Annotated in this window: 3 protein-coding genes; all 3 read right to left on the bottom strand. The window is 59.0% G+C overall.

Features of this window, described 5'->3' with window-relative positions; all coding sequences use genetic code 11:
• Positions 1-1,433: 1,433 nt before the first annotated feature.
• Complete coding sequence (locus tag WB528_RS15185; protein ID WP_423889235.1) at positions 1,434-1,661, bottom strand: hypothetical protein; 228 nt, start codon at positions 1,659-1,661, stop codon at positions 1,434-1,436.
• A gap of 20 nt (positions 1,662-1,681) precedes the next feature.
• Positions 1,682-1,999 (bottom strand): hypothetical protein, encoded by a 318-nt coding sequence (locus tag WB528_RS15180; protein WP_423889234.1) that lies wholly within the window; start codon positions 1,997-1,999, stop codon positions 1,682-1,684.
• Between the two features lie 109 nt (positions 2,000-2,108).
• The coding region (gene hspD, locus WB528_RS15175) for a small heat shock protein HspD (RefSeq protein ID WP_423889233.1) at positions 2,109-2,468 on the bottom strand (360 nt) is incomplete at its 5' end.

The raw sequence follows: 2,468 nt of genomic DNA, 5'->3' as shown, positions 1-2,468 counted from the left end.
CTTCAAATCCTCTGGTCGTTCCCGCGAACGCGGGGACCCATAACCACCAATGCCGGACCTACGAAGGTTGTGGTTCCAGTCTCGCACAATGTTCACGCCGGTGGCTATGGGTCCCGGAGCGCGCTCGGCGGAGCCCGTCATCGGGCGCGCTTTCGCGCGACCCGATGGCCTCGCCTGTCCGGGACGACGTATACAGATTCCTTTTCCACGCGGCCAAGCCTTCTTTCAAACGGCCAAGCCTTCGCGTTCTCGCGGCCTGATTTGCCCGAGTTTCTGCCAAATCATTGTCCCTCCGAAAATGAGAGGGTGCAGGGAATGCCGGGTGTTTTCCGCACCCGTAGCTCCGCGTGCAAAGAATGAAAGCACGCAGATAAGTCGACCACAGGTACGCCGAACATTCCGGCATTCCCTGCGCGATGGTTTTACGACTTTCTCCGAGCTCTCCCTGGTGATCGGGCTTTCTTGTCACCATCCCCGCGCAATGCGAAGCATTGTCGCGAGTTGATATCAGCGTCGAGAAATCAGGACCACACGGCTTGGCCGTCCGCTTTCCACGCGTTCGTCTTTCGCGCGTCGAAGCGTCCATCGCATCCCGCGCCCAACGTTTAGTGACGATCGCGAAACGCCCCTCCATCCAAGGGCGCGGGACGCGCGGAAAAATGCCTTTGATTTGCCCGACGTCACAAGGCAAATAGCTGCGGCACTTTAACGCGACGGGCAAATCAGGTGAGCAACCGCAAATCCTGTCAAGTGAAGAGCAATTGCTTGAGCTTTCATTGTGAAGCGACGACCCGGCTTCGCTCGGCTCGCGCGAGCTTCGTGGGGCCGCGATCCGCCGAAGCGGCCTTGCGCGCAGGCGGAAGCAATCCCGAGTCTCAGGATGTGTGCTCATCATAAAGCCAGTTCTGCGAGAGTGGCTCAATGTCCGCTACGGTCCGAAACTGACTGAGCGGCTGCACTGCCGCAAGATGACGCTATGGGTCACGTGTGCACGGCGCCCTGGCAAGAACTTTGTGACGTTTTGCAACATTGGTCGGGTGAACTTCATTTCTTCTGTTCGCTGTATCTGCCCGAAATTGAAACGGGCCGGTACGAGACCAGGGCGTAAACGTCGCCAACAGATGGCGTCCAGTCCGGCGCTTCCTGATTTGGCAGGCAGACGGCAACGGTTGGCGGCGAACGCCGGCAGGTGGTCCTAGCAGGAGGGTCGGCGATTTATGGCGGGGTGATGCGGTGCGGATAGCAGCAACATGAAGAATGCTCTTTCAGCCTGGTATCTGGCCGCGGACCGAGTCGTTTCCGATCCACGCATCACAACAACCCCATCGCTGGTGCACACGCACCACCGCCATGTCGTTCGCCGGCCCTTCTTCACGACGATTTCGAAAGTCGGAAATCGACTGAGCATTGTGATCCTTTGAAGCACCAGAAGATCACGTAACGGCTTCCGCTGTCGGCGTCGCGTAACTTTCCCGCGCTGGCATCTGAAAGGTGAGAGGGAATGTGGAAGCGGCAAGTCTTGCCATCGCGGTCCGCTCCTCCGACAGCCGCTTTTCGATGAACTGGCGTTCGCAGTCCGTCAGTTGAGTCTTGAGCAACCCGCGGTAGCGGCCGATGTTGTTCCGGTGCGTTCGCAAAAGCGCAAGCTTTTCGTCAATCATCGTTTCATCCCCATGACGTTCTATGCTGCCATGCCGACGCGAGCGGCCGATTTCGTGCGGGCTGGTTTGCCGCCGGGCGGCTCCCTGGGTCCAGGATCGAGCGACGATAGCGCCTCAAGCACCTCATCGATCGTCACTACACGGCGCGAGCCCGGCAACTCCCTCAGCGCGGGGTTCGATGCCACGGCAGCCGCATCTGATGCCCAGGATGCGAGGATCGCCCGTTTCTCGCCGATCGATATGGTCTGGTCCGCCAAGACGTCGCGCGGATGGTCGTAGACAGAACCGGGGTGCAATATTGCGTTCAGGTCAACAATGTTGTCGGCATGTTCGATCATCGGATGTCCTCCTTCTTTCCGATACCGTTGATGTTTCGCCCGATAGGACAAGAGGGTGCATTCCCGCCCGGGCCTCGGGCGGGATTGCCTGTTCTTTTCTGAATTAAATCTAGGCGGCTTTGCCCTCGAGCTGATGCACGTTGCTGGGCGATGCGCCATCGATGGCGATCCGCCGCGGCTTCATGGCCTCGGGGATTTCCCGGATCAGTTCGATCTTGAGCAAGCCGTTGTCAAACGTCGCGCCCTTCACCTGAACATAATCGGCCAGGCTGAATTGCCGTTTGAAATGCCGGGTCGAGATACCCCGGTAAAGGAACTCGCGCTCGGTCTTTTCGGTCTTGCCGCCTTCGATGGTGACGACGTTCTGCTCGGCAGTGATCGAGACTTCGTCGGGCGAGAAACCTGCCACAGCCAGCGTGATCTGGTAGCGGTCCTCAGCCAATCGTTCGATGTTGTACGGCGGATAACC

It is taken from the genome of Bradyrhizobium sp. (genome assembly GCF_049586575.1).
GTDB lineage: Bacteria > Pseudomonadota > Alphaproteobacteria > Rhizobiales > Xanthobacteraceae > Bradyrhizobium.
The sequence above is the reverse complement of the archived record's forward strand: the minus strand, read 5'-3'. Positions and strand labels throughout refer to the sequence as shown.

What these genes read in the sequence shown, in the direction of transcription:
- WB528_RS15185 (WP_423889235.1), bottom strand. Translation starts at nt 1,661, where the DNA reads ATGATTGACGAAAAGCTTGCGCTTTTGCGAACGCACCGGAACAACATC.
- WB528_RS15180 (WP_423889234.1), bottom strand. Translation starts at nt 1,999, where the DNA reads ATGATCGAACATGCCGACAACATTGTTGACCTGAACGCAATATTGCAC.